Genomic DNA, 19,212 nt, shown 5'->3' with positions numbered 1-19,212 from the left:
TATCTTTCTCTGCGGGACGAAGCGGCTCGTCGAAACTGGTCAATCTCCGATCTGGACCTACTTGAAGAACCAGCCTTACGCGCTCCGGCAAGGGGACGCAAACAACCGCTTCCGAGGCCGAGGTGCGCAGATTTATCAACGACGCCCGCCCGCAGGCCGCACGGTGCAGGCGGCGACCCCGGCACTGCGCTGGGTGAATGCAGCGTTCATGATGACGATCGGGCCACCCCGGCTGGGTCCGTCGAGCCCCTGCCACTCGAATATCGAGCCGATCGGCGCCGGAAGGGGGGCTGATCCTGCACAAGCTCATGGAAGAGCTTTTGACCGGCGAGCTTTCGGCAGAGGATGCTATTGCCGACCGCGCCGAGCGCTCGTGACGAGCTTTCGCCATTGAGACTTCACGGACGAGGTGCCGGTCCCTGGCTGTACCAAGGCATCCCGGACGTTTCTACCTCCCCCATGCCTCAGCGCCTTGTCCCCTTCCTGTGCCGGAGCTCTCGGTCTGGTGTGAGCTCTTGCACTCTTCTCGCTGGCTGTGTGTCGAGTTATCGCCGTCGAGGACGGAAGGTCCTCGACGTTCGGTGATCGCGACGATCTCGCACCGCGCCGCGTATGTCCAGCAGCGCTGCGCCGGGCCATTCTCTGCTGCCGATTCACCCGGCGCGCCACTGATCATATATGACCACCGGAGCACGACGGTCCTGCCCGAGGCATGAGGGAGCACGCGCGCAAGGCTAGTCTAGTCCGAACCTGAAGGCGTTATCCCCGCAGAGATCAGCGCGCAAAAGAGCACCTTCGATGTAAATATTCCGGGTGAGGCGCTTCCACTGGGGGTTCCATGCGCACGCCGCTGCGAGGATGGTTCGCAGGAAGTCGGCCACGTCATCGAGACTGATTAGTGGTGGCACGTCGAGAGCGTGAAGGCGTGGCAGGCGAAAGCCGCCCGAACCACCACACGCCTTCGCACGACGCCCGTCTTCCCTGTTTGTCCAGTTTGTTCCATTTGCACTTTATGCACCAAACAAGGCGGCGCGACCGTCAGTCGCCGCTGCCGTGACAATGTTTGTACTTTTTGCCGGATCCGCAGGGGCAACATTCATTGCGCCCAATCTTGCCCGCTCCGGCTGCACTGGCCTTGGGAGGAATTGACCCTGCTCTTGGGAACCGACGGGCAAGCCCCTCAAGCAGCCCGGGAGGGGCACCCATTTGTGGCGGCCCAAACCGGCGAAGGTTTTGCTATCAGTCCCCGCTGGTTCTTGAGTTCCTTCTGCACCAGGAAGGGAAGCTTCATAGGGCTGCAACCGCGCCATTTCGGCGTCGGCTTCGGAGTGTTCGCAGTACGCGAGGACGACCGCATACTGGGAACGGACCGTGATCAGATAGTCGGCCAGCTTCCACTGCCGGAGTTGCGGCAGGATGATAGTCTCCATGATGCTGGAGCGCACCGTCGAAGTCGCGCTTGACGATGAACTGGTCCAGCGAGGTCTTGCCCGACCCGGAACAGAGAATCCGGGGCGCGCGCAACATCATAGAATTTCAAGGCGTGGATGCGCGCGAAGGGAGATGGCCTTGGGCATCACGCGCCTTGGCGAGCACGTCAGGGCGTCGGCAAGATGCTTGACGTCGTCAACGTCCCAGCCCTTCTTCATCATCCGTGCCAGGTCGGGCGCGTTGTTTCCAATGACCATCTCGGGCGTCAAGCCGATCAGGGTCGTAATAGGCTTTGATGATTGGCTCGACCCGTTCGGCCGCAGCGTCCGCATTCCCGAGCGCGAGCTCGGCACAGGCGACATTGTATTCAAATACACGCTGGTGAGCGGAAGAAAGCGCCTGACGAGGGGCCCGAGCTCGGTGGCCAGGCGCATCGCGCCGCGCCGATCGCGCTTGTCAGCCAGAAGGCTCATTCGCTTCATGCCGACGCGCAGTCGTTCCTCGGCCCCCAGGTCATTAGCCGTGATTAGCGCGTCCATTTGGTCGAGCCACGATTCAGCGCGATCGGAACCGGCCTTGATATCGGCAAACGCCAATCCGTCGAGCGCCTTGATCCGTTGGTCGGGGTCGACCGTCTCGTCCTGAGCGCCGTGCTCGAGATAAGCTTCGACCTCGGGCCAGACGCCCATTTCGTGGAAGAGTTCCTCGGTCGCCATTTCGACCAGGACATCGAGACGACCGACCTCACCGCTAAGCCGCAGGAAGAGCGCGAGCTTTGCGGGATGCCAATTGTCGATGAGGCTCTTCTGTACGACAGCTCAGCGCCTCCTGTCGCGCCTTCACGGCATCGGCGCCGAACAGAAGGAGCTTTGCCCCTTAACGGCACGTGCGGCGTCGTGGAGCCTGATGCGGTCGTTGGCAAAAACCTGCAGCAAGCCTTGGCTCACCAGGACGCGAACAGCGCGATCAAAGATGGCCGGGTCGGGACCTCCGGCCGCCGCAATATAGATTTCACCTCCTGGCGCGTCAGGGGCGCATCGCAGATGCTCAACAATTCCGCGACGGCTGCCACGGCCTCCGGCAATCGGTCGAAGACCCGTCCGAGTATGAGGTCCTGAGCGATCTCCCTCGTGTGGGCGGATCGCGCAAGATCGGCGCACAGCCGTTTCAGCGACCCGTCATAGTCCGACTTCGCGACCGAGATTGCGTTCAGAACGAAAAGCGGCAGTCCGCCGGTGAGGTCGATCAATCGCTGACAGTCAGCGGCGTCGCCATGGCAATCTTCATCATCCGCAGCGGCCGCCACCGTATCGGGGGCCCATCCGAGCAAGGAGTCGCGGGTGACGCCGAGCAGCGCCTCGAGAGCAGGGGATCTCTCCTTCTGGCCGTCCTAACAGCACAAAGCGTATGTCCCTGCCGGCCTGGATGACGCCGGTCACGTCGTCGGCCGATAGCTGGTGAACGTTGTCGAGCGCGACGGTGACGATCTCGCCCTTGCTCTGCCAGGCGCCGGGAAAGGAGCTGAAGAATCTCTCGCCCGGACGCGCCGGGCATAAAGATTTCTCCCAGTTTGTGCCCCGTACGAAATATGCGAGCGGCGACTTCGCGAGCGACGGCATTGGCGAGGGCCGCGCCGGGTGTGTCGGCGACGTCGAGATAGACCAAATTGCGGGAGAGTGCTGCGCGGACTGGGCAAGCCATGACGTCTTGCCAGCTCCTGAATAGCCAACGACGAGCCTGACCCGCTCGCCCGTCAACAGATCCGGCTCGTTCTCTTGAACCCTGTAGGGTGACGGCGGCAGGGGCAGATCCTGCAACTGCACAACGAGCTGTTCGAAAAGCGGTGGAAGGTCTCCGGCTTTGAACACGTGATCGAGGGCCGGGTCATCTCCCGTGGCGGCAAGTGACACCAGACCTGCGAGTTTCCAGACGAGTGTTTGGGGCGCCAGCGTCGCGAACGGCAGGACTCTCGCCATCTCGCTGGCCGCTTCAGCAGCGTCGAGAAGCGATGCCTGTGGCACCGGCAGGATGCGTGCGTCGAGATTGGCTGCTGGCCAATCGACCCGGACGTCGGCCGGCCAGTCGCCGGCGGCAAGCCTGGCTGCGAGAGGACCGTTTGGCGGCGTGTTGCTGATCACATGGAATGCAGGTGTTCCGGCTCGTTCCCTCGCTGATGGGCGGCGCGCAAGTTGGCAAAGCGACTCAAGGCTTCTTCAATGTCATCCCAGGCAAGCGAGCCCTTACGGTGCTTGACCTGGACGTAGATGCGCTTGCTCTTGAGCTGTACCTCGATGTCCTCGTCGCTCTCGACGGCGACACTGAGTGCCGACATGCGCGCCGCCGACAGCAGACACTGCACCGCGTAGAGGTGCTGATAGAGGAAGCCGCGATGCACAGCTTCGATTCGAACGAGCTGTGCTGGATCGAGGACAGTGGCTGGGCGCTGCGCCGCCCCCGTCAAGAACCGCTCTCCACCTCAATGGGCTCGGTAGCCGGCAGCTCGTAGCGAGTTATGATTGCCGCGTCGTCTTCGAGTGCGATTTCGATGACCTCGTTCACCATAGCTGCATCGGGGCCGAGCTCTTCGAGCAGCGCGTCGAATAGTTCGCGCTGCTTATCGGGCGCGACTTGGGGAACGATGATGAGCAGACCTGCGTGAAGTTCTTCGCGCGCGTAGAGCTTCTTGAAATCGCGGGCATTGTTGGTGACGAAAGTGAAGTCCTCGCCGATGATGCGAGGCATCAGACCCCAGTCGGTCTCACCGCTCAGCCCGAGCCAGTTGACGTGCCGGGCCTCGTGACCGCGCGCCTCTGCGACCGCAACAAGAGAAGTGTGCAGGCACTCGTCGACGAGGAACTTCACGCGGACACGCCGGTCTTCCGAGCTGAAGGTCGCGGATCGCCCTTGAGCGGCGTACGCTTCGAGGATGTGATCTTTAAGCCCTGATCAGAGAGCCTCTTCGGCCTGCCGCGCGTTGGGTGTGCGGCAGTCCATATTTTGGCAAGCTCGATCATTCGGGCTGTGAGACTCGGGTACCCCTCAAGGAGATCTGCCTCGTCGGCGCCCTGGGCAACCATCGCTGCAATCGTGCGGACAGGGATGCGTGTGCCTTTGAAAACGGGCTCACCACCCATCACCCCCTTCACCCGGCCAATCATGGCTTCCGCTTCATCAAGATCGCGAATGCGCGCGTTCAATTGCTTGCGGGCCTCGGCGACGTCGACGATGAGCAGGTCGTCGGCCCTCACCGTCTTGGCCGCTGGCTCCGCCTTGATCGCGTCGAACAACCGCTGACGTCGCTCCGCCGCTAGTGTAGAGCCGACGCCGTACCAGAGCTTGAGCCGAAGCAATCCCTCCCCCGTGAGCGCCCGGCGCCGAACACTCTTTGCCGGCGACCGGCTTACGGTGTCGACGATCTTCTTGTCGATCGCGTTGTGAACGGCTTTGATGCCGATCTGGCTCACGGCAGCGGCTTCAGCAGGGGTATAGACGCGGGCAGCAGCTGGCATAATCATTCTCCTTCGAGAGAATAATATAAGCTGCGCAAGTCTCCCCGTAAAGGGAGGTGGCCTTCCAAGAGGCAGGCCACCGAGTTTCGCCCGCAGTGCCGTGTCGCTTCGCTGACCAGATGGTCAAAGGATACCCCAAGCGCGGTAGCGCCGCCTCCCCGTCAACTCGCGCACGCCGAGTTCACCGATGAGGTTGAGAGCACCACGCTGTGTGATCTTTGCGGCTCTGGCGATCATCGGCGCCGACACGATCGGGCGAGACAAGACGAGCTCGATTGTGGACGGCAGGCTGCTGGATGAGCGCCGGCCGTGCAGCCGGCGGGTCATTTGCTCGCGTGCCTGCGCCAGGCGCGATATTTCCTTCATGCCGCTCTCGGCCGACGCCGACATCGCGTCGAGGAAGGCGAGAATGCGGGTCTGACGGTTTGCGGATCGTCGGCGCTCCCTCGGCACCGCCTTCAAGCCGACGTTGAAGCCGAATAGGTGCGAGGCCACCTTGCCCCGCGCCCGAAGATACGCACTCGCAAATTGGCTTCCGAGCCAGTGTTGCCGCTGCATGGGTTCGAGGATTCCCACGCTTCCCAGATCAGCGCCGCGCCTAGTGTCGGAGGCAGGTCCGCCACGTCGGCTAGAACACGCTTCCATTGCGTCAGGCGATCCGCCTCGTCCCAGTCTGGAGAGCACCAAAATCTGTGGGGCGTCAGGCGGCCATTTCGGTCTCCCGCTGAGGGGCGGAATTGCTGCTGACCATTCCAGGATACCACTGCTCGAACTTTCCGCGCAGCGTTCCATCGAGCACCCGCGTGCGGGTCTGGAGCAAGAGGTGCGCCCCTTGTTTCGACCATCGCATCTGCTGGCGTTTTGAGAAGCGCTTGCCGACGACGACGTTGACGGTCGACTCGACGAACGCCGTCGAAACCCGTTCGCCATAGCGCCGTCGCTCGGCGTAGTTCGGGATCATGCCCGCATTGTTGGCGATGTAGGTGTGGAACTCATCCACGGCCTTCCGGAAGGCCTTCATGCCGGAGTATTCGGTTTCGACCGCATCGAGATCATCGATGAGCCACTCGATGCAGGGTAGCGCCCGCCGGTGGTTGCCGTTCCACAGATAGCCCTTGATGCGCTTCAGCTCGCGCGCGGCGTCATCGGCTTCTCTTGGATTGTGATGCGCCAACCCCTTGGCGTATTGGCCGAGGACGGTGAGCCGCATGGTGATATGAAACCAGTCGAGCAGGTGTTCCGCGCAGGGCGACATCGCCACCGCCATGTTGCGCACGCTATCGCCGCCGTCTGTCAAAAAGGTGATGTCCTGGTTCATCTGAAAGCCTTGTTCGCGCAGGACCTCGTGCAGGCGGCGGCGCGGCTTGTCGTCATGGCTTTGGACCAGGCCGAAATAGCGGTTCTCCCGATCTTCCGGGATCGATTTGCCGACCAGAACCTCGAAATGGCTCTGCGTGCCGTCACGGGCGCGGACATAGCCGCCGTCGATGCCGACGACAATCGGGCCTTCTGGGATGGGCAACTTCGCCCAAGTCGGTGGAAAGCCTTCGATGAAGGATGCGCGCTCCTCGCCGAGTTCCGCTTCGGCGCGGGCGGCCGTGCGGTGTAGGTGATTGCGGACCGTTTCGGCGTTCAGCGTGGAACCGACCGGAAGCACGTCCTTCAGAAGATCGACGGTAACGCCGAATGAAACCAAGGAAGCCCATTTGGTTTCGAGATAGAGCAGCTCGGGTGCGACGTGCTCGGAAAAGAGCTCCGTCAGCGGACTGAAGGTTTTGCCCTTGCCGGCATCGCAAGCACAGCGGTGAAGCCGCGGACTGGAAACCGGCACGTCGCCGAACGGCGTTCGGGATCGGATCACCGTGCTGCCCTTGCTCGGCAGGGAGCGACCACACTGCGCACAACGCCGCCGTTCAGCGGCAAAGCGTGCCGCTTGCGCCGCGACAATGTGTTCCTGCAGACGGCCAAGCAGGTCCTTGGCCTCGTGGAGCGACAAGCCGATCGCCTCAAGCTGGTCATGGGGTTTGCTGAAACTCAAAACCTCTTCCTCGCAAATGGCGCCATCGCCGGCTGCGATCCGCAGCTTGATCTCAATCTTCATCGCCTGTCTTCAATCCGGTTTTGCAGAATGCGTGGAGAGCAGAACGTGAGCCGTGAACCGGCTCCCGAGTGGCGACAATCATGTGAACCATTGATGCATCAGCCGCCGATGCTCGTCCTGGAGAAAGCTCCTGTTGACGTCCCGCCGCGAAAACCGGCAGGCAACAAACGGCTCGCGAGCGCGCGACCGGTCGATCGCGCGCTCGACTGCATGACGCGTATCTTCGTCATCGAGCATGGCGCGGTCGCCATTGAGAGCAACCTGCTCGACAAACTCCGCCATGATCGCCAGATCATCCATTGTGTCGAGGCCGAGGGCGTCGTCACGCCGCTCAATATATCTGTCGGGGCCACCGCAATCCTCGGGTGGACAGGCGCCAGCGCCGCCGATGCAGACCGGATACCGCCCGTGTTCCTTGGCCGCTTCCCGGTCTTCGACCCGTATCTCGTGCTCCCACCAGTCGCTCATGTCATAGACGTAGGCGAACCTGGCGTTCTTGCGGAACGCAAAGCTTTCGAGCGTCTTGTCAGGCGGTTCGGGGCAAATATCCGACGAACCGTAGCGAACCGCGCGTATCCTGAACTCAAACAGATGCAGGCCCTCCCAGCCCATGGCCGCCTGGATCACGCCGTGCAGCTCCCGCAACGAATAGCTCTCCGGCACCAGCACCCGCCGCCAGACCATCGGACTCACGCCGAGAAGCCGGATCTTGAGCTCGAGAATCGACCCTGAGGGCGGCAATGAGGACGATGTGGTTGGCATATCCAGCTTCAGCATGTTCGGCGAACCAAGCCTATCCAAATCGAGGATCTCAAGCTACCGAGACCCCACAGATTTTGGTGCTCTCGCGGGCGATGGCTGTTGCACCAAGCTTTTCCTCGTCGCGCAGCCGGCGGATTTCGACGGCGTCAATCTGACGGCGGCGGCCTTTATATACGCCGCGTGCCTTGGCGGCGGCGATCCCTTCAACTGCCGTTCGCGGCGCAGATTGGTCTCGAACTCAGCGAACACGCCAAGCATGTCGAGGAAAGCCTTGCCGCTCGCCGTCGAGGTATCGATCGGCTGCTCGGTGGCGCGCAACGCGACCCACCCTTGGCCTTCAGTGTGTGCACGATGTCCTGCAAGTCGGCGACGGAGCGAGCGAGCCGGTCAACGCGCGTCACCATCAACGTGTCGCCCTTTTGCAAGAACTCGAGCAGCGTCGCCAGCTCGCTGCGCCCCTCCTGCTGCGTACCGCTCTTCTTCTCCGAGCGGATGACCTGGCAACCGGCGGCCCTCAGGGCCGCGTCCTGTATGGCAAGGTCCTGGGCAAGGTTCCGTTGCAAACTTTTCGCTTACGGCCGGCGTGTCATGGGTGACCGGGATTTGCCGGAGAGTCGTCATGTTCAAGGGTCGCCATTTCGATCAGTCAGTGATCCTGCTCTGCGTACGCTGGTATCTGGCATACGGCTTGAGCCTCCGCGACCTGAAGGAAATGATGGCGGAGCGCGGCATCAGCGTCGACCATTCGACAATCCACCGCTGGGTCGTTCACTTCTCGCCTCGGCTGCTGGAGCGCTTCAATCAGCGCAAGCGTGCTGTGACCAGCAAGTGGCATGTCGACGAAACCTATATCAAAGTTCGTGGCCGGTGGATGTATCTCTATCGCGCCATCGACAGCGTCGGCGACACGGTCGAATTCTGGTTCAGCGAACACCGCGACCTGCCGGCGGCAAAACGCTTTCTGCGCAAGGCTTTGCAGCGTCATGGACGACCCGATCGCATCGTCATCGACGGCAGTCAGACGAACCGAGAGGCAATCATCTCCTGCGATGCGGAAAGCTGCTTGCGGGATCGGTCGCGCCGGGCACTGAAGACGATCAGTATCCGAAACAGCAAATACCTCAATAATCGGATTGAGCAGGATCATCGGCGCATCAAGCGGCGCGTCCGACCAATGCTCGGATTCAAATCTTTCAGGGCGGCAACCGTCACGTTGGCCGGCATCGAAATGGTTCACATGATGCGCAAGCGCCAAAGCCGTTTCGCCTTCAACCCAGCACCGACGCTCAAGGAACAATTCGAGGCAATCGCCGCCTGAAGTGGGCCTCCGAGAAGCTGCATTTCGTCTTCTCGAAAATTTGCAACACAACCATGAAAAGAGAGCCCGACAATCACCGGAGCCTTTTGCAAGCTTTTCCCACTCAGCGCCATCAGACCTTGCAAACAGGAATACTTGTCGCTCCGAAAAACAACCGATATTTCAAACACTTCCGAATTCATCACCGGCGACTATCTGCGCGATGACCGGCCGTTCGGCGGTGGGACGCCGCCTGCGCTCTACCACTTCTCGACCGTCCGCAGGATGGAACATCCCACCCGGCATCTGGCGGGCTGGACCGGCATTCTGCAGGCCGATGCCTATGGTTGGCTACAACGGCCTCTGTCCGTCTCTGAGAGCGGACCATGAAGCGGCCGCCGTGGGCCAGCACTGCTGCGGTCAAGCGCGCGATATGGCTCCTGTAGCCTTCGGAATCGTACACGCGCACGTGAGCAAGTAACGATGCCGTCTTTCTCCAATTCCCCTATCCCGCGTGTGGCTCAGTTAGCGACCACCAGGCCACCATCATAAAGGATTTGCTGGCCCGTGACATAGTCGTTGTCGTCTGAGAGAAGGAAGGCGGCAAGACGCGCAATGCCGTCTGGAGTGCCATAACGACGTAGAGGAATGGTGGCCAGCGTCCGTTCGCGAATCTCGTCCACGCCGATATTCTCGCGCTTGGCGTAGGATTCGTTCCAGTTCCGGATGCGGTCGGTTTCGACATAGCCAGGGCCCAGCGCGTTCACGAGGATCCCGTCGGGACCAAGCTCCAGCGCGGCCGTCTTGAGTGCATTGACCAGCGCCGCCCGCAGGCTGTTCGAAAGGCCGATACCACCCCAGGGCGATTTGACCGTGAAGGACGAGATCGCCAAAATCCGGCCGGCCCCCGCCTGCTGCATCTGTGGCACGATCCCGCGCATCACCCGCATCGGGCCCTTGACCATCATCTCGAACGCTGACGCCCACTCCTCATCCGTGATGGCCATGGCGGCACGGACCGGCGGACCGCCGTGGTTCAGAAGCAGCGCCTGTGCCCCGCCCATCTGCCCGGCCGCGCCGGTGATGGCTTCGGCGACCGCTGTATCCGCGATGCTTCCGGCCACCGCCTCGACTCGGACGTCAAAACCGGATCTTATCTCCTCTGCAGCATGCTCCGGCTGGCGAGATGACAGCACCAGGTCGTATCCCTTCGACGCCAGCCTCTCGGCCGTGGCCCTGCCCATGCCGGTGCTGGCCCCGGTAACGACGGCGACCTTGCGCTCAGTCATACTGTGCCCTCCTTGTCGTTTCCGACCGTGTTAGCGACCTCTTGATTCAGTATTGCCGCGCCTGCGCGGACGGGCCGAAAGGCTGATCGGTGAGTCCGTAACGCGCTTCGCGCCAGACGATCAGGTCGGCGATGCTGACAAGCGTCAGCCTGTGCTGCCGGGCAAAGCGCCACAGCTCCGGCAGGCGCGCCATCTCGCCGTCCGGCTGCGCGATCTCGCAAAGCACCCCTGCCGGATAGCGCCCGGCAAACCGCGCCAGATCGACCGCGGCCTCGGTGTGCCCCTGACGCCCCAGAACCCCGCGCGGGTGTGCGCGAAGCGGGAAGACGTGGCCGGGGCGGTTGAAATCGGCCGCGACCCGGCGCGCATCCGCGAGCGCGCGGATCGTCTTGGCCCGGTCGGTTGCCGAAATGCCCGTCGTGGTACCCTCCTTGAGATCGCAGCTGATCGCGAAGCCGGTCGAGAGATATTCGGTATTCTCTGGCACCATCTGAGGCAGGGCGAGATCTTCTAGCCGGTTGGTCGTCATGGCGACACAGATCAAGCCGCGTCCCAAGGTTGCCATGAAGTTGATGGCGGCAGGCGTTACGGCATCCGCGGCCATGATCAGGTCTCCCTCGTTCTCGCGACCCTCGTCGTCCACAACAATGACCATTTCGCCGTTCGCGATTGCGGAGAGCGCACCCTCGATCGAGTCAAACTCCAGATACGAGTCCAGTTCTTCGGTGACAAGTTCGTAAGGGCGACCGATGGGATCGAAGAAATCAGAGTGTTTCTGGAAGGTCACGCACGTTTTCCGTTCTATGTAGTGGCTGGTTCTCAAGTCCGGGTCGGAGCAGGACGACCGCGACTGGAGGCGCGGTCGCCGCTCGATATCTCACATTTCAGGCAGCCAGAGGTCTGGCACATATTCATAGTTGGCACCATTGCGGATAACGTGGCCGAAACCCGGAAATTCGAGATGCATTCCACCAATGGCAAGACCATCGGTGGCTGCCATGTCAAGGATACGTTTTCGGGTTGCGCGCGCCTGTTCGACATCGACATCAAAGACCATTCCGACCTCGGGGTGCGCAATCTGCACTACGGGGACATGGGTTATGTCACCCCAGATCAGGAGCTGGTCGTCACCGCTCGAGACCATGTATCCGCTGTGACCCGGCGTGTGGCCTGGCAATGCCATCCGCCGCAATCCCGGCAGGATTTCTTCCTCAGCGATCAGATGCCAACGCCCCGCATAGGCGGCGCGCAGCTTGCCCGAGTAGCTGTTGACCTGCTCGGAGACCCCGACGGCATCGGTTGGCGGCTCGCCGCCATACCAGTGCCTATCCTCCTCGACTGCAAGGAACACGTCGGCCTTCGGAAAAATGGCTGCGCCCGAACCGTCAAGCATGCCGCCAGCGTGGTCGGCGTGCATATGCGTCAGAGCGACAGAGTCAATCTGATCCGGAGACACCCCCAGAGCCGCAAGGTTCTGCATTACCTTCCCCAGTGTCGGCCCCATCAGACTCCTGAGCCGGTATCAATGAGAATACGCCGCTCACCATGTTCGACCAGATATGCGCCGACGGTCACATGCGGCTCGGCGGGACGGAAACGGCCCGTCAGCGTCTTGCGCACGCCGTCGGGGGCCATGCCGACCATTACCTCGGGTGGCAACGGAACTATGCCGTCATTCACGGCGGTAATCACGATGTCGCCAACACGCTTGCGGTAAAGGCCTGGCACCTGCCTTATTTGTTGATTAACAGGCATTTGCATCTCCTCCAACAGTAGCCGTTTTCGTTTCAAAAGAGGCGTCACTGCGCGCCGATTAGAAGAACTTTGCCAGCCGCAACAGGACGGCCACAGCGTTCCTGAGCCCATTAGCGGCGTCGGTACCCACCTTCATCCCCCATGAAGAATAGGTGTGCTCCCCGAGAGCAAGCTAAACTAAACAGGGATCTGCACCCGCAGGCGCAGGTAAGAAATCGTCGGGTTGTGCATCCGCGGCGAAAACCTCGCTCACATGAAGAGTAGCCTGTGCCGCAGTGAAACCAGACCCCCACGCAACATCCTGATCGATTTTCTAAGTGTCTGATCCAAAAGTCGCCATACCGGGCTGCAAATCGCGATTTCTGCGCTTCCGGTGCTCACGTACCCGAATGTACGCTGCGCTCCGGTTCTCGAAATCGCTATTTTCGCCTCGGTCTGACGCTTCTTGATTCAGACACTAAGCACTGTTAGTTCCCTCCCGATTTCCGTCCACCGATGTTTTTATGGCCTGCGCACAAAAATTGGCGCACGGCATGCTTGATTATTTTGGTGGTTTCAAAGGGGCCGGTTGCGCCAGGTTTCTTCGCGCATCTCCTTGCGCAACACTGGCTTGCGCTGTTCGAGCTTGACGCCAATCTTCGGCAGCACCTTCTCGACAAGAAGTTCGTTCGACCGCAGGAGCTTGTCCACCGGGCCGGGGCCGACGCCAATCCAGGGAACCAATACGTCCATGTTATAGGTCTTGATGGCATCCTCGAGCTTGCGGGCGACCGTATCGACCGAACCGGCGATCGCATATCCGCGATCCACCATGGTTCGGTAGGTGTTCGGGATCGGTCCGGTTTCGCCGGGCAGGCGTAGCGCCTCGTTGAAGCCGAAGTGGTCGTGCCAGCCCGTCCAGATGTAGCCGAGGGCTTGTTCGCCAATAGCGAATGCCTCTTCATCTGTGTCCGCCACCACTATGTCACGGAAGTGGCCGACATTCTCGCCCCACTTGATTTTCGGGTCACGTTTCAGCGCCTCGTTGTGATAGGCGTCGAGGCAGGACCGCAGGATATGGTCGATCGGCGTGAAGACGATCGGCATCGCGCCCTCACCGGCGGCCCAGCGCATCGTGTTGGGGCTGAGGGTGAAAGGCACCATCAATTCGATGGTCTTGGGATCCTGCAGGGTGTTCGGCGCAATGCCGATCTTCTTCAGAATGTCATTCTCGACCATGTCGGGAGCAAGCATCTTGGTCTTGGGGTGATCCCACCGAATATTGTCGGGCGGAACCTGCCAATGCTTGCCCTTGTAGGAGAATGTGGTGTTGTTCAGGAGGCCCCAGATCACATCGTAGGCTTCCTGGAACAATTCGCGGTTGATCGCGTCGTTCTTGGCATACTCCGGGTCGGTCGCGAAGGTCGCGACAGCGCCGTTCTTTTGGCCGATCGTGGTGACGTGCCGCGACTGGTAGCCACGCGCAAATCCCGCGAACATGCGGCCTTCCGAGAAGTGGTCGAGCATGGCTAGGTCCTCGGCCACGAGGATCGGGTTGCGCGCCGGCAGAACCGTCGCCATCTGGCCGATGCGGATCTTCTTGGTTATGCCCGCCGCCCAAGCTCCCAAAAGAATTGGGTTGTTGGAAATCTCAAGCCCCTCGAGGTGGAAATGATGTTCGGAGAATGCCACGAAATCGAACCCGAGTTCTTCGAGCTGCTTGATGATGCGCGCATGTTCGTTAAGCGAACGCTGATAATAGGTTGGGTCGGCACCCGGATACTTCGCGCCCTTCAATTCGTTGTGCTTGGCAGCAGATGCTGGCAACAGAAACGCTCCGAATCTCATACTGTCTTCTCCCTTCAAGGCTAGCAACTTTGCCTTTGCATTGTCGCCCGTTGCACGGCGCGGTGCCGCGAGACTTTGCTTGACCGACTAGGCGGCCTGCATATTCTGCCTGCTCATCGCGAATTCGGTCACCTGCGCGGCGATCGTGTCGAGCTGGAAGCGTATCGACACATCGACGCACTTGCCCTCGACATCGAACACCGGCAGTGACGAATTAATCATCCCACCCATTGGCGTCGGCCAACCGCGCAGCGCATGGGCGATCGAGCGCAGCGCCGCCAGAGTCTGTCCAGCGGCCTGCCAACCCGCGCCGCATGCGATGCAGCCGATTGGCAGACCATCGAAATAAACCCGTTCATCGCGGTTCATGTCCTCGGTGTAATCCAGGGCATTCTTGACCAGTCCCGAAACCGAACCGTGATAAGCCGGAGAACAAATCACCACGGCGTCGCATTCCCGCATCAACGACACCAGCCGACCGGCGGCTTTGCTCCGCTCTGGAATTTCCGGGGCATAGAGTGGAAGGCTCAGCGCCTCCCCCGACAAGAGTTCGGTGCGCGCGCCCAGCTCGCTTGCCCGTTGCAGGACATGGGCAAGCGCCTTCTGGCCGGTGGATTGCGCGCGCAAAGTCCCGCCGATCCCGAGAACGAGGGGACTCCTTATGCGAACTGACATCGAAGAACCCTCCCAAGTTCCGGTCGACGGTAAGTGTCCGAATTAACGGGCGCTACGATTGCCTTTCTAGCTTTGCTAGATGTGTCGCTAGATTGAAGCAACGCTTCCATGAATTATGTTCGCTCTGCGAATATCTATTTCGCGGAGTCGCGGGAGCCCAGCAGGTCGAGCGCGACATCCACGATCATGTCTTCCTGCCCGCCGACCATCTTCCGCCGACCAAGTTCGACCAGTATGTCGCGGGAGTCGAGGCCATGGGCCGCCGCGGCCGTTTCCGTGTGACGGAGGAAGCTTGAATAGACTCCGGCAAAACCCAGCGCGATGGTATCTCGGTCTACCTGAACCGGGCGGTCCTGGATCGGGCGCACCAGGCGGTCCGCCGCATCCATCAGCGCGAAGGCATCGCAGCCGTGCTGCCAGCCAAGCCGTTCAGCCACGGCGATAAAGGCCTCGAGCGGTGTATTGCCCGCGCCCGCCCCCATGCCGGCCAGCGAGGCATCCACCCGGTAGGCGCCCTCCTCCACCGCGACGACCGAATTGGCCACCGCGAGCGACAGGTTCTGGTGCGCGTGGATGCCGACCTGGGTTTCAGCGTTCAGCACGTCGCGATAGGCCCGGATCCGGTCGCGCACGCCATCCATCAGGAGCGCCCCGGCCGAGTCGGTGACATAGACGCAATGCGCGCCGTAGCTCTCCATCCGCTTTGCCTGCGCCGAAAGCTCCTTCGGGGCAAGCATATGAGCCATCATCAGGAAGCCGGAAACGTCCATCCCGATCTTGCGAGCATGGGCGATATGCTGTGCGGCCACATCGGCCTCAGTGCAATGCGTGGCCACGCGGACCGACCGCACACCGGCGTCAAAGGCGGCCTGAAGGTCGTGGATCGTGCCGATTCCGGGCACCAGCAGCGCGGTCAGCTTCGCGTTCTTCAGCTTTCCTGCAACAGCAGCGATCCACTCCAGATCGGTATGCCGCCCGAAACCGTATGCAAAGCTCGAACCGGCCAGGCCGTCGCCATGGCTCAGTTCGATCGCAGCCACCCCGGCGGCATCCAGGGCAGAGGCAATGTTGTCGCATTGATCCAGCGTGTAGCGGTGACGGATGGCATGCATTCCGTCGCGCAGTGTCACGTCCTGGATATAGAGTTCGGGTTTCTTCGTCGCTGTCATGCCACGCTTTCCTTCAGTAGCCGCTGCGCCAGCCGCTCGGCCGTCTTCAGCGCCGACGATGTCATAATGTCGAGATTTCCCGCATATTTCGGCAGGTAATGGCCGGCTCCTTCCACTTCGAGAAAGACGCTGACCTTCAGCCCGGTCGCCCGGTCATCCACGCCGGGTATGCGGGCGGCGGAATTGTCACCGATGGTCTCGAACTGGATATCCTGCTTCAGGCGATAGCCGGGCACATAGTCCTGCACCTCGGCAATCATCGCCCCGATCGAGCGTCGGACGGCTTCGCGGTCGGTGGTCTTCGCCAGGCAATACACGGTGTCGCGCATGATCAGCGGCGGTTCGGCCGGGTTCAGGATGATGATGGCCTTGCCGCTCTTGGCGCCGCCGACGTCACAGATCGCTCGTGACGTGGTCTCGGTGAACTCGTCGATGTTGGCGCGGGTGCCCGGACCGGCGGAGCGCGACGAAATCGAGGCGACGATCTCGGCGTAGGTCACCTCGGCGATGCGCGACACGGCCGCCACGATCGGAATCGTCGCCTGCCCGCCGCAGGTGACCATGTTCACGTTATCTTCCTTGAGGTGGTCGGACATGTTAACAACCGGAACAACGAACGGCCCCATCGCCGCCGGGGTGAGGTCTATCATGACCTTACCGGCGCCGCGCACGATCTCGTCGTTGCGCCGGTGCGCCCCGGCCGAGGTCGCATCGAAGACGACGCCGATCTCGGGCCAAACGGGCAGGCGAGTTAGCCCGTCGATGCTTTCATGCGTGGTCGCAACGCCCATCCGCGCGGCGCGGGCGAGCCCATCGCTCGCCGGGTCGATGCCGACCATGGCGCCCATCTCCAAAACCTTGGAGTTGCGCAATATCTTGATCATCAGGTCCGTGCCGATGTTGCCCGATCCGATGATCGCGGCTTTGATCTTCTGGCTCAAGCGTCCGCCCTCCCGTCTTCAAAATTCACCTGAATGGGTGAGAATCCGGAAATTTCGGCCAGATACACCTCGCCGGAACGTACAGGAACCATCGGCCCGAAGGCCCCCGACATCACGATGTCACCCTCCTTGAGGGCTGCCCCAGTTCCGCCATCCTGCGCGCCAGCCAAAGCATGGCATTGAGCGGACTGCCCATGCAGTCCACGCCCAGCCCGCGCGACACCACGCTGCCGTTGCGCGACAGGATGCCCCCGCAAAGGCGCAGGTCGATGTCGGTCAGGCGCCGTGCCCCGAGGCCCAGAAGGAAGCCGCCGCCCGAGGCGTTGTCGGCGACCGTGTCCACCAGCTTGATGTTCCAGTCGCGGATGGCGGTGTCTACCACCTCCAGCGCCGGCACCGCATAGGCCACACGGCGTATCAGTTCGGCCATCGGCGCCTGCGGATCGTCAAGGCCCTTGTCCATCACGAAAGCGACCTCGAGCTCGGCCTTAGGCTGCATGAACCGGCGTGTGTCCACCACTTCGCCTTCGGTAAAGAAGTAGTCTGCCCAGAGCATGCCGAAATCGGGCTGATCGATCCCCATCTGCGCCTGCACCGCCGGAGAGGTCAGGCCGATCTTGCGCCCCACGAGCCGCCGCCCGTGGTTCAGCCAGTGCCGGTTCACGGCATCCTGCACCGCGTAGGCGTCCTCCACGGAGCCTAGGCCGTGGCTTTCGCGCAACGGCGGGATTTGCGCCAGATCGGTACGGGCCTGTACCAGTGCGGCGGCCATTTCGTCGATGGGGATGGTCATGTCGTTCCTTCGGGAGGCGTGGCGGAGCTCTCGATCGGCAGATAGCTGCCGCGCCAGTAGAGCAGAGGTGTCTTGGCGAAAGTCTCGGCCCGCACCACCCGTCCGATCAGGATGGTATGGTCTCCGCCCGGAAGAGTGGACTCAAGCGTGCATTCGATCCAGGCCGCGGCACCGTCGATCAGCGGCATGCCTGCAAGCCCTTCGGTCACGTCGAGGCCCGCGAAGCGGTCTGTGTCCGGCGTGGCGAACCGGCGGGAGATCGCCGTCTGGTCGGCGGCAAGGATGTTCACCGAAAAACAGCCGGCGCGCAGGAAAATCGGCAGCGAATAGGCGGTGTTGCGCAGGCTCCACTGCACCAGGGGCGGGTCGAGCGACAGAGACGAAAAGGACGTCGCCGTGACGCCGTACCGACCCTCTTCAGCATCATTGGTGGTCATGACGGTGATGCCGCTTGCAAACCGCCCCAGAGCCTCGCGGAAGGCATTCGGGGCAAGTGGCGGTGGCGAGCCGCCACCGCGGAAACGGTCTGTCTGTATGTGCATCATGTCATCGTATCCATCGTTGGTTGGGGGTCGATGCCCGCATGGCCGTTCTTACCCAGGAAGGCCCGGGCGCTCAGCGTCCCAGCAGGAAATCGAGGTGGATGCGGTTGAAGGTCTGCGGATCCTCGAACTGAGGCCAGTGCCCGCATTCGTTCATGACCTCGAACCGGGCACGCGGGATCGCCTCGGCGATCTTGCGGCCCTCTTCGGGAGTGGCGGTGGGATCGTGCGAGGTCCAGAGCACGAGGGTCGGCGCCTTGATACTGGCGCTGTCCTCGGCACTGAACATGTTGCGCCGGCGCGTCTCCATCTCCTGCAGGCAGAGGATGCGTTTCATGGTCTCTGAGTAGCCGGGCTGCGAGTAGATCGCCCGACGCACCTCCACGAGGTCATCGTTCACCTTCCACTTGTGGTGCATCAGGAACTCCAGCCGCGTCCTGATCCGCTCCGGCGTCGGGTCGGTCACAGCCTCGGTCGTCAACCGCTTGATACGCTCCATCACTTCCGGATAGGCCGTCCAGCCCCCGGCGGTGTTCAAGACCACGCGGTCAACCCATTCGGGATGGTGGACAGCCAGCCACCCCGCAACCCAGCCACCGAGCGATTCACCCGAGACATGGGCCTTCTTGCGGCCCAGCGCCTTGATGATGTCGATCACATGCCGGGCATAGTCGGCGATCTCGTAGGCCAGGGGCGGCTTGTCGCTCCAACCATGACCGACCAGGTCGATGGCATACGTCCGGAAATGCGCGGCATGCGCGGCAAGGTTGCGACTGTAGGCCTCGGCGTGACCGCCGGTGCCGTGGATCAGGATGAGAAGCGGCTTGTCCTCGTCCCCAGCCGCCAGAAAACGGGTGCGAACACCGCCTGCGTCGAGGTAGCCCTGCGTAAAGGCAACTCGGGTCAGGTCGGTCCAGATCGACGCATGTTGCTGCGCTGTCATTTGAAAGAACTCCGATTTTTGGCGTTATCAGGCGGCGGCGGCCGACCGCCGGCTCGCGGCCGACGGGTCGCCGGCAAGCGCGAGCGCCTCGTTAACCAGAGTCATCATCTCGCGGTCGTCGACCTGTAGATAGTTCGAGGCCGTGGTCGGACTGGAGTCGCCGGCATAATAACGCTCA

20 protein-coding genes and 4 pseudogenes are annotated in these 19,212 nt (G+C 61.9%); 2 read left to right on the top strand and 22 right to left on the bottom strand.

Features of this window, described 5'->3' with window-relative positions; translation table 11 throughout:
- Positions 1-1,038: 1,038 nt before the first annotated feature.
- The 11 genes and pseudogenes from HK436_RS33930 to HK436_RS30195 all read right to left on the bottom strand — a co-directional run.
- A pseudogene (locus tag HK436_RS33930) lies at positions 1,039-1,116 on the bottom strand (SEC-C metal-binding domain-containing protein); the annotation flags it as partial.
- Between the two features lie 410 nt (positions 1,117-1,526).
- On the bottom strand, positions 1,527-2,147 hold the full coding sequence (locus HK436_RS30240) for a hypothetical protein (protein ID WP_173195243.1): 621 nt from the start codon (positions 2,145-2,147) through the stop codon (positions 1,527-1,529).
- A 227-nt stretch (positions 2,148-2,374) separates the two neighbouring features.
- The gene (locus HK436_RS30235) at positions 2,375-2,680 is read right to left on the bottom strand and encodes a hypothetical protein (RefSeq protein WP_173195242.1); all 306 of its coding nucleotides are present in this window, start codon (positions 2,678-2,680) and stop codon (positions 2,375-2,377) included.
- A 37-nt stretch (positions 2,681-2,717) separates the two neighbouring features.
- On the bottom strand, positions 2,718-3,569 hold the full coding sequence (locus tag HK436_RS30230; RefSeq protein ID WP_173195241.1) for a hypothetical protein: 852 nt from the start codon (positions 3,567-3,569) through the stop codon (positions 2,718-2,720).
- Positions 3,566-3,892, bottom strand: a complete 327-nt coding sequence (locus HK436_RS30225) for a dsDNA nuclease domain-containing protein (RefSeq protein ID WP_173195240.1) — start codon at positions 3,890-3,892, stop codon at positions 3,566-3,568. The genes HK436_RS30230 and HK436_RS30225 overlap by 4 nt, the downstream gene beginning before the upstream one ends.
- Positions 3,889-4,293 (bottom strand): DUF5615 family PIN-like protein, encoded by a 405-nt coding sequence (locus HK436_RS30220; protein ID WP_173195018.1) that lies wholly within the window; start codon positions 4,291-4,293, stop codon positions 3,889-3,891. Before HK436_RS30220 ends, HK436_RS30225 begins: the two co-directional genes overlap by 4 nt.
- Positions 4,290-4,940, bottom strand: coding sequence for a DUF433 domain-containing protein (locus HK436_RS30215; RefSeq protein WP_173195019.1), 651 nt, complete (start codon positions 4,938-4,940; stop codon positions 4,290-4,292). Before HK436_RS30215 ends, HK436_RS30220 begins: the two co-directional genes overlap by 4 nt.
- A gap of 123 nt (positions 4,941-5,063) precedes the next feature.
- Positions 5,064-5,614, bottom strand: a pseudogene (locus tag HK436_RS30210) (RHE_PE00001 family protein); the annotation flags it as partial.
- Between the two features lie 26 nt (positions 5,615-5,640).
- Complete coding sequence (locus HK436_RS30205) at positions 5,641-7,041, bottom strand: ISKra4 family transposase (protein ID WP_173195239.1); 1,401 nt, start codon at positions 7,039-7,041, stop codon at positions 5,641-5,643.
- Positions 7,042-7,119: 78 nt separating this feature from the next.
- Positions 7,120-7,818, bottom strand: coding sequence for a plasmid pRiA4b ORF-3 family protein (locus tag HK436_RS30200; RefSeq protein ID WP_244649518.1), 699 nt, complete (start codon positions 7,816-7,818; stop codon positions 7,120-7,122).
- A 34-nt stretch (positions 7,819-7,852) separates the two neighbouring features.
- Positions 7,853-8,366: pseudogene (locus HK436_RS30195) on the bottom strand (recombinase family protein).
- A 56-nt stretch (positions 8,367-8,422) separates the two neighbouring features.
- On the opposite strand from HK436_RS30195, the gene HK436_RS30190 reads away from it, so the two are divergent.
- Both HK436_RS30190 and HK436_RS30185 read left to right on the top strand, forming a co-directional pair.
- On the top strand, positions 8,423-9,121 hold the full coding sequence (locus HK436_RS30190; RefSeq protein ID WP_173195238.1) for an IS6 family transposase: 699 nt from the start codon (positions 8,423-8,425) through the stop codon (positions 9,119-9,121).
- Positions 9,122-9,313: 192 nt separating this feature from the next.
- Positions 9,314-9,464: pseudogene (locus HK436_RS30185) on the top strand (IS66 family transposase); the annotation flags it as partial.
- Positions 9,465-9,621: 157 nt separating this feature from the next.
- On the opposite strand, the gene HK436_RS30180 reads toward HK436_RS30185, so the two are convergent.
- From HK436_RS30180 to HK436_RS30130, 11 genes are all read right to left on the bottom strand, one after another.
- A complete protein-coding gene (locus HK436_RS30180) occupies positions 9,622-10,389 on the bottom strand; it encodes an SDR family oxidoreductase (protein ID WP_173195237.1) in 768 nt (255 codons plus the stop codon).
- 46 nt (positions 10,390-10,435) lie between these two features.
- Positions 10,436-11,095 carry a 3,4-dihydroxy-2-butanone-4-phosphate synthase gene (gene ribB, locus HK436_RS30175; RefSeq protein ID WP_173195048.1) on the bottom strand — a complete coding sequence of 220 codons (660 nt, stop codon included), beginning with the start codon at positions 11,093-11,095 and terminating at the stop codon, positions 10,436-10,438.
- 171 nt (positions 11,096-11,266) lie between these two features.
- The gene (locus tag HK436_RS30170) at positions 11,267-11,893 is read right to left on the bottom strand and encodes an MBL fold metallo-hydrolase (RefSeq protein ID WP_173195236.1); all 627 of its coding nucleotides are present in this window, start codon (positions 11,891-11,893) and stop codon (positions 11,267-11,269) included.
- The gene (locus tag HK436_RS30165) at positions 11,893-12,144 is read right to left on the bottom strand and encodes an MBL fold metallo-hydrolase (protein WP_173195235.1); all 252 of its coding nucleotides are present in this window, start codon (positions 12,142-12,144) and stop codon (positions 11,893-11,895) included. The genes HK436_RS30170 and HK436_RS30165 overlap by 1 nt, the downstream gene beginning before the upstream one ends.
- A gap of 555 nt (positions 12,145-12,699) precedes the next feature.
- On the bottom strand, positions 12,700-13,971 hold the full coding sequence (locus tag HK436_RS30160; protein ID WP_173195022.1) for an LLM class flavin-dependent oxidoreductase: 1,272 nt from the start codon (positions 13,969-13,971) through the stop codon (positions 12,700-12,702).
- An 87-nt stretch (positions 13,972-14,058) separates the two neighbouring features.
- Complete coding sequence (locus HK436_RS30155) at positions 14,059-14,646, bottom strand: NADPH-dependent FMN reductase (protein ID WP_173194860.1); 588 nt, start codon at positions 14,644-14,646, stop codon at positions 14,059-14,061.
- A 134-nt stretch (positions 14,647-14,780) separates the two neighbouring features.
- Positions 14,781-15,815: a 4-hydroxy-2-oxovalerate aldolase gene (dmpG, locus tag HK436_RS30150; protein ID WP_173195234.1), complete on the bottom strand. Its 1,035-nt coding sequence runs from the start codon at positions 15,813-15,815 to the stop codon at positions 14,781-14,783.
- The gene (locus HK436_RS30145) at positions 15,812-16,756 is read right to left on the bottom strand and encodes an acetaldehyde dehydrogenase (acetylating) (protein ID WP_173194861.1); all 945 of its coding nucleotides are present in this window, start codon (positions 16,754-16,756) and stop codon (positions 15,812-15,814) included. Before HK436_RS30145 ends, dmpG begins: the two co-directional genes overlap by 4 nt.
- A 112-nt stretch (positions 16,757-16,868) precedes the next feature.
- On the bottom strand, positions 16,869-17,549 hold the full coding sequence (locus HK436_RS30140) for a 2-keto-4-pentenoate hydratase (RefSeq protein ID WP_206680667.1): 681 nt from the start codon (positions 17,547-17,549) through the stop codon (positions 16,869-16,871).
- Positions 17,546-18,094, bottom strand: a complete 549-nt coding sequence (locus tag HK436_RS30135; protein WP_206680604.1) for a flavin reductase family protein — start codon at positions 18,092-18,094, stop codon at positions 17,546-17,548. Before HK436_RS30135 ends, HK436_RS30140 begins: the two co-directional genes overlap by 4 nt.
- Before the next feature lie 70 nt (positions 18,095-18,164).
- Positions 18,165-19,034 carry an alpha/beta fold hydrolase gene (locus HK436_RS30130; RefSeq protein WP_173194862.1) on the bottom strand — a complete coding sequence of 290 codons (870 nt, stop codon included), beginning with the start codon at positions 19,032-19,034 and terminating at the stop codon, positions 18,165-18,167.
- Positions 19,035-19,212: the final 178 nt, after the last annotated feature.

Source organism: Neoaquamicrobium sediminum, assembly GCF_013240295.1.
Classification (GTDB): Bacteria; Pseudomonadota; Alphaproteobacteria; order Rhizobiales; family Rhizobiaceae; genus Aerobium; species Aerobium sediminum.
The sequence above is the reverse complement of the archived record's forward strand: the minus strand, read 5'-3'. Positions and strand labels throughout refer to the sequence as shown.